The organism is Anoxybacillus suryakundensis (assembly GCF_001418025.1).
Classification (GTDB): domain Bacteria; phylum Bacillota; class Bacilli; order Bacillales; family Anoxybacillaceae; genus Anoxybacillus; species Anoxybacillus tengchongensis.
Genome location: NZ_LIOK01000007.1, coordinates 161,749 through 169,221, shown reverse-complemented (window position 1 = coordinate 169,221; position 7,473 = coordinate 161,749). Strand labels below are relative to the sequence as shown.

Annotated in this window: 7 protein-coding genes and 1 pseudogene; 6 read left to right on the top strand and 2 right to left on the bottom strand. The window is 43.4% G+C overall.

Going from position 1 to position 7,473, the window contains the following annotated elements:
- Positions 1-234 (bottom strand): annotated as a pseudogene (locus ASC42_RS07295) (hypothetical protein); the annotation flags it as partial.
- A 223-nt stretch (positions 235-457) separates the two neighbouring features.
- Between ASC42_RS07295 and ASC42_RS07290 the strand changes: the two are divergent.
- Together ASC42_RS07290 and ASC42_RS14040 are read left to right on the top strand one after the other, a co-directional pair.
- On the top strand, positions 458-871 hold the full coding sequence (locus ASC42_RS07290) for a hypothetical protein (protein ID WP_055441190.1): 414 nt from the start codon (positions 458-460) through the stop codon (positions 869-871).
- 10 nt (positions 872-881) lie between these two features.
- Positions 882-1,025: a hypothetical protein gene (locus tag ASC42_RS14040; protein WP_167338099.1), complete on the top strand. Its 144-nt coding sequence runs from the start codon at positions 882-884 to the stop codon at positions 1,023-1,025.
- A gap of 92 nt (positions 1,026-1,117) precedes the next feature.
- Here ASC42_RS14040 and ASC42_RS07285 read toward each other — a convergent pair whose 3' ends face one another.
- Entirely contained in the window at positions 1,118-2,830 is a 1,713-nt protein-coding gene (locus ASC42_RS07285; RefSeq protein ID WP_055441189.1) for an Rqc2 family fibronectin-binding protein, read from the bottom strand.
- A 101-nt stretch (positions 2,831-2,931) separates the two neighbouring features.
- Between ASC42_RS07285 and ASC42_RS07280 the strand changes: the two genes are divergently transcribed.
- The 4 genes from ASC42_RS07280 to rpoZ all read left to right on the top strand — a co-directional run bounded on the left by ASC42_RS07280 (position 2,932) and on the right by rpoZ (position 7,438).
- On the top strand, positions 2,932-5,601 hold the full coding sequence (locus ASC42_RS07280; protein WP_055441188.1) for a calcium-transporting P-type ATPase, PMR1-type: 2,670 nt from the start codon (positions 2,932-2,934) through the stop codon (positions 5,599-5,601).
- A 102-nt stretch (positions 5,602-5,703) separates the two neighbouring features.
- Positions 5,704-6,582: a YicC/YloC family endoribonuclease gene (locus ASC42_RS07275; protein ID WP_055441187.1), complete on the top strand. Its 879-nt coding sequence runs from the start codon at positions 5,704-5,706 to the stop codon at positions 6,580-6,582.
- Between the two features lie 24 nt (positions 6,583-6,606).
- Positions 6,607-7,227, top strand: a complete 621-nt coding sequence (gene gmk / locus ASC42_RS07270; RefSeq protein WP_209424231.1) for a guanylate kinase — start codon at positions 6,607-6,609, stop codon at positions 7,225-7,227.
- Between the two features lies 1 nt (position 7,228).
- Entirely contained in the window at positions 7,229-7,438 is a 210-nt protein-coding gene (rpoZ, locus tag ASC42_RS07265) for a DNA-directed RNA polymerase subunit omega (protein WP_003395016.1), read from the top strand.
- The last annotated feature ends 35 nt before the right edge of the window (positions 7,439-7,473 follow it).

Genomic DNA, 7,473 nt, shown 5'->3' with positions numbered 1-7,473 from the left:
GATATCGTCTTTCGTTGCCATACGTTGTTCGATGCTTGCGATATCGTCTTTCGTTGCCATACGTTGTTCGATGCTTGCAATATCGTCCTTTGTGGCCATTGTCTGTTCGATATGGCTGACGCGGCTTTCTAATGCGCGAATGTCATTTGTCAACATAGCGACGTCCTCTTTCGTTGCCATGTTTGCGCGTAAAAATGCCAGCTCATCAAAAATGCGTTGCAACAACTGTTCCACCACATTCACCTCCTTTTTTCTTTTCTATTATATCATCATTCGACAAAAAGAGAGAGATTGAACAGGACATACGACAAAAAATTTTTGAATTTTTTTCTTTAAGTACATATATTGTCCATGTAAAATAGTAATATATTGTTATAAAAGTTTTTTCATAACTTAAGTGTTCATTAATCGATAAAAAATAAAATACTTGATAATATTCAAGGTAGGAGGTGGAAAAATGAGAAAGTATATTCTTTTTATTTTTTGTATGTTTTTTGGGTTGGTTATAAGTTCGCGACATACAAGTGCACAAACAATAGTTTCGGATGAGCAACTTGAACAAGTCAGAGAGAATTTTTTACAGATGGGAATTGATGAAGAAACCGCGAGTAAGCTTGTAGAAAAAGTGAGAAATGGTGAACTTTTAGATAGTCAAAAGCCAGACGAACTTGATAAAAAAAGAGAATACCTAGTTGTTAGTTTAACTGAAGGAAAGAAATATATTGAGTTTAGTGATGGTTCAAGAATAGAGATTAGTTTGTCGAATTCAAGTCCTGTTGTGACTCCTTTTGACTATGCAACTGGTACAGTATCTTATAATTCTTGTCAATCTGGTTCAGGTTATAAAAACTGTACTATTAAAGTAAAATAGGGGGGATTTAATGGACTGGATTGTCGGGATAGCTTTAATTATCATCATTTTTTTTTCAACTAGTACAATAGAAAAAACTTTTAAAACAATAAAAAGCCAAAATGATACAATTATCGAGTTGTTAAAGGAGATAAAAAATAAAAAGGAATCGTGAGTGCTTAAATGAAAGAGCACTATACTTATTTTGTAAAATTTTTGTATTTTATAGATCTTCGCTACAAGTTGTAAATGAAAAACCCGCCTTATCTAGACGGGTTTTTTCATCCTCAAGACCAACTCCTCATCCGGCGTGACGTAGATCGTTTGTTGGTTTTCGTAAATGACAAAGCCCGGTTTGGCGCCGCTCGGTTTTTTGACGTAGCGGACGCGCGTGTAGTCGACTGGGACGGAGCTCGAGTGGCGCGCTTTGCTGAAGTAAGCGGCTAAGTGAGCAGCTTCTATAATCGTCTGTTGTGACGGTTGTTTGCTGCGAATGACGACGTGGGAGCCAGGGATGTCTTTCGTGTGCAGCCAAATGTCGTCTTTGCTGGCGAATTTGTTTGTTAAATAGTCGTTTTGTTTATTGTTTTTGCCGACAAAGATCTCCGTTCCGTCGCTTGATATGTAGCGCTCGAGTTCGATCGTGCGCGGCTTTTGTTTTTTTTGTTTTGTCGCCTTAGCGCGTAAATATCCTTGTTCGATTAATTCGTCGCGAATGTCGTCAATGTCTTTCGGCGAGGCGGTTTCGAGCTGTTGCAATAGCGTATCGAAATATACGATTTCTTCTTTCGTTCGTTCGATTTGTTCTTGGACAATCGCAAGCGAATTTTTCGCTTTTTGGTATTTTTGAAAATAGTTTTGCGCGTTTTCGGACGGCGTTTTTTGTTCATCAAGCGGGATGATGATCGTTGCACCGTTTTCGTCGTAGTAATTGATTACTTCCATTTCTTTCATTCCTCGCTTCATTGCATAAAGGTTTGCCGTGAGCAGTTCCCCATATAGTCGATATTGCTCCGCTTGTTTTGCTTCTTCTAACGTTTGTTTTAACTTCGCGAGCTTTTTCTCGTTTTTCTCTTTTTCATTCGCGACAAATCGTTCTAAATCGTGCGCCTGTTGTTTGACCCGGTCGCGTTCCGCTTTGCCGAAATAAAAACGATCAAGCATGTCGCTTAACGTCGGAAAATGTTTCACTTTTCCTTCGATATGCATAAGTGGCAAGGCGTAAAATATTTCTTTTTGTCCGTTTGTGTACGTACACGGAGTAAAATTTTCGTTTCGCACATTTTCGATTAGCGATATAAAACTTTTCGGCAATGTCGTGCGGTTGGCAAGCCCTGCCCGATGAATAGCTTCGCGCGCAAATAGCGGGGAGATGCCCATAAATGTGGCGACGAGTTGATCCGCTAATTTTCCGGCGAGGAAATCGATTTTTTTTAACACTGTTTCTTCTGTCGCTTCAAGCGGATTCAGTTTGTCGTGCGATGGCGGCGCAATGTAAGGCGCCCCAGGTAGCACCGTTCGGTAGCGATTTACAGCAGGTGAAAGATGTTTGATGCTATCGATAATTGTGTTCGTCTGTTCATCGACGAGAATGATGTTGCTGTGGCGGCCCATAATTTCGATGATCAGCTGTTTTGTACATATATCACCGAGCTCATTTCTTGATTTTACGTGAATGATGATCATGCGATCGAAATCGACTTGTGTAATTGCTTCAATGACGCCGCCTTCAATATGTTTGCGCAAAAGCATACAAAACATCGGTGGCTCATGCGGGTTATCGTACGTCTCGTTTGTTAAATGAACGCGGGCGTAAGTCGGATGCGCACATAACAACAACTTATAATTGCTTCCGTGCGAGCGAACGTGAAGCACTAATTCGGATGGAAACGGCTGATAAATTTTTGAAATGCGCCCCCCGACAAGCGTGCGCTGCAATTCTTTTGTCATCGCGTATGTAAATACTCCGTCAAACGACATAAAAAACACCTTTCTCTTTTTTCTTTTCATTATACCATATCATTTTTTTGTACATGCCTGAATAAGCTGTCATAGATAAGACAAGCGGAAGGGGGAAAGAAATGAGCTGGCACGGACTGCGTGTGGAACAAGTCGAACAACAAGTAAATACAACGATCGGTTTCGGATTAACGGAAAAAGAAGCGAAAAAGCGGTTAAAACAGTTTGGGAAAAATGAGTTATCAGAAGAAAAAAAGCCGTCTGCGTTCAAACAATTTGTCGGGCAGTTTCAAGATTTTATGGTGCTCGTCTTATTGGCAGCAACAGCGATTTCCGCCGTACTCGGCGAATACATTGATGCGGTCGCGATCGTGGCGATCGTCATCATTAACGCATGTTTAGGATTTATACAAGAGCGACGTGCGGAAAAGTCGCTTGAAGCGTTAAAAAAACTATCTGCCCCAGAATCGCTCGTTTTGCGTGATGGCGAATGGATGAAAGTACCATCTGCCGATCTTGTCGTTGGCGATATTGTAAAATTTACGAGCGGCGATCGCATCGGGGCTGACGTTCGCCTCGTGGAAGCGAAAGGGCTATATATCGAAGAATCATCGTTGACGGGTGAATCGCTTCCTGTCGAAAAACAAACCGCGCCACTTGCGCAAGACGTTTCGTTAGGCGATCGGACAAATATGGCGTTTATGGGGACGCTCGTGACGAAAGGAAGCGGGATCGGGATCGTTGTGGCGACAGGAATGAATACAGCGATGGGGCAAATTGCCCATTTATTGCAGTCTGCACAAACGATCATGACGCCATTGCAGCGGAAGCTTGAACAGCTCGGCAAAATTTTAATTGTCATCGCTTTAGCGCTGACGGCGCTCGTTGTCGTGCTCGGTGTATGGCAAGGTCATGCGTTATATGACATGTTTTTAGCTGGGGTATCGCTTGCGGTTGCCGCGATTCCGGAAGGGTTGCCTGCCATCGTTACCGTCGTGTTGGCGCTCGGCGTCCAGCGAATGATGAAACGAAACGCCATCGTGCGCAAACTGCCGGCCGTTGAGACGCTCGGATGTGCGTCGGTCATTTGTTCCGATAAAACAGGAACGATGACAGAAAATCAAATGACGGTCACACACGTATGGGTGAATAACCGATTATGGACGGTCAGCGGGACGGGCTATGAACCAAAAGGAACGTTTTTGTTAAACGGGAAACAAGAAAAAATAGACACATCGTTGCAACAAATGTTATTGTTCGGTGCGCTATGCAATCATGCGGAACTGAAGAAAAAAGGAAAAACGTATATGATTGCTGGCGATCCGACTGAGGGAGCGCTCGTTGTCGCGGCGGCGAAAGCCGGATGGACGAAAGAAAAAATCGCGGCCGAATTTACGATTGAACATGAATTTCCATTTGATTCAACGCGCAAAATGATGACCGTCATCGTCAAAGACCGCTCTAATCGGCGCTGGATTGTCACAAAAGGAGCGCCAGATATGTTGCTTGAACGTTGCCGCTTCATATATATGGACGGTCAAGCAAAACTGCTTCGTGACCAAGAACGAAAAACGGTGCAACAAACGGTCAATATGCTCGCCTCACAAGCGTTGCGCACGATTGCCATCGCCTATCGTCCGCTTTCGCTCACCGAAGCAATCAATGATGAAACGAAAGCGGAAAGCGATTTAACGTTTATTGGTTTACAAGGAATGATCGACCCGCCGCGCAAAGAAGTGAAACAAGCAATTGCCGAATGTAAAAAAGCAGGCATTAAAACGGTCATGATTACAGGGGATCATATTTTAACAGCCAAAGCGATTGCCCAGCAACTACACATGTTGCCGCCGAACGGAAAAGTGATGGACGGAAAGACGTTATCACAACTGTCTGTCGATGAATTAGAAGACGTTGTGGAAGATGTATATGTTTTTGCGCGCGTATCGCCAGACGATAAATTGAAAATCGTACAAGCGTTACAAAAAAGAGGGCATATTGTCGCGATGACAGGTGATGGCGTCAATGATGCTCCTGCGATTAAAACAGCCAACATCGGCATTGCGATGGGGATTACAGGAACAGACGTCTCAAAAGAAGCCGCCTCGCTCGTTTTGTTAGACGATAACTTTGCAACCATTAAAGCAGCGATTGAAGAAGGACGAAACATTTACGAAAACATTCGCAAATTTATTCGCTACTTGCTCGCCTCAAACGTTGGAGAAATTTTAGTCATGTTGTTTGCGATGATTTTAGCTCTTCCGCTTCCGCTTGTACCGATTCAAATTTTATGGGTCAATCTTGTGACAGACGGGCTTCCTGCGATGGCGCTCGGATTAGATCGGGCAGAAGAAAATGTCATGAAGCGGCCGCCACGCCATCCGAAAGAAGGGGTATTTGCGCGCGGGCTCGGATGGAAAATTGTTAGCCGTGGCTTTCTGATCGGCATGGTGACGCTTATCGCGTTTCTCGTTGTGCATACGCGTCATCCGGAGAATTTAACGTATGCGCAGACGGTCGCCTTTGCGACGCTCGTACTCGCTCAGCTTATTCACGTTTTTGATTGTCGAAGCGAGCGTTCCGTATTTGACCGCAATCCATTTGAAAATACGTATTTATTGTTTGCTGTTTTATCGTCACTTTTATTGCTGCTTGTCGTTATTTATTATCCGCCGCTACAACCGATTTTCCATACGATGTCGCTTCCGCTCACGGATTGGTTGTTGATTGTTGGTTTATCGTCCATTCCGACATTTTTACTGGCAGGTTCGCTATTCACGCGTCGTCGTTCATGAAATGTTTTCGCTATATAGTGATATGTGCTATAATGAGAGAAGGTAATGGAGTCATCTATTACCTTCTTTTATTGTCGACAATGTAGCAATGGATGTGAGAATATGATCGTGAGTATGACAGGATTTGGTCGAGGAAAAAGAGAAGATGAAAACGTACGCATTACGGTGGAAATGAAATCAGTCAATCACCGTTTTTGCGAAATTTCGATCCGCATACCTAGACAGTGGATGATGTTTGAAGATAAAATAAAAAGAGTGATTACAGAACATATTGCACGTGGACGTGTCGAGGTGTTTGTCACGATTGAAGGAGAACAGCTCGTTGAACGAACGCTTCATGTCGATTGGCAACTTGTTGATGCGTATTATCGGATGCTTCACGATGTGCGCAGTCGGTTTCATTTGAAAGACGATATATCGCTTCGAGATGTTGTACACATGCTATCGGATGCGGTGGAAATGACAGAACAGCCGTTACAAAATGATGCGCTTCTTTCTTTGCTTTTAGAAGCGGCAAAAGAAGCGGTCGAACAGCTGAAACATATGCGCGAACAAGAAGGGAAGGCGCTATTAGCAGATATGCTTGCGCAACTTGAGGCGATTGAAAAAAGCGCGCGTCGCATTGAACAGCTTGCCCCAACGGTCGTCGCTTCTTATCGCGATCGCATACATAAACGAGTGCATGAATTTGTGCAAGGTATCGTGGATGAGCAACGGCTATTAACAGAAGTCGCATTATTTGCAGAAAAAGTCGATATTCATGAGGAATTAAAACGTATATATAGCCATATTGAACAGTTTCGTCGCATCGTTTCTGAAGGGGGAGCAGTCGGACGAAAGCTCGACTTTCTCGTCCAAGAGCTCAACCGCGAAATGAATACGATCGGCTCCAAAGCAAACGATGGCCACATCGCCTCTGAAGTCGTTAACATGAAAAGTGCCCTTGAAAAAATTAAAGAACAAGTGCAAAATGTGGAGTAGTTTGTTTATTATAGAAGGGTAGGGATGAACGTGAAAGAACGAGGGTTATTAATCGTTTTATCAGGACCGTCCGGCGTTGGAAAAGGGACAGTGCGAAAAGCATTATTTTCACAGCCAGACATTCAATTACAATATTCGATTTCCGTCACGACGCGCAAACCGCGTGAAGGCGAAGTGGACGGTGTCGATTACTTTTTCAAAACGCGCGAACAGTTTGAACAAATGATTCGCCAAAATGAATTGCTAGAATGGGCGGAATATGTTGGGAATTACTACGGTACGCCAATTGAGTACGTGGAAAAAACGTTGCAAGAAGGAAAAGACGTCTTTTTAGAAATTGAAGTGCAAGGGGCGATGCAAGTTCGTAAAGTGTTTCCAGAGGCGCTCTTTATTTTCCTCGCTCCGCCAAGTTTAAGCGAATTGCGTAAACGAATTGAAATGCGCGGAACAGAATCAGAAGAGCTCATTCGCGATCGATTAAAGGCAGCGAAAGAAGAGCTAGAAATGATGGATGCGTACGATTACGTCGTTGAAAACGATCAAGTTGAACTTGCGTGTGAACGCATTAAAGCGATTGTGACGGCTGAACATTGCCGGCGTGAACGCGTCGCACAACGATATAAAAAGATGTTGGAGGCTGAGTGACATGTTATATCCTTCGATTGACTTACTTATGACAAAATTAGATTCAAAATATACGCTTGTCACAGTGGCGGCGAAGCGTGCACGCCAATTACAAGTAAAAAACGATTTAACGATCGAAAAACCTGTGTCGAAAAAATTTGTCGGCAAAGCGTTAGAAGAAATTGCGGCAGGTCATATTGAAGTCGTTAGCGAAGAGGAAGCAACGCAATAAACTATTTACGACAACCTAGTTTTAGGTTGTTATTT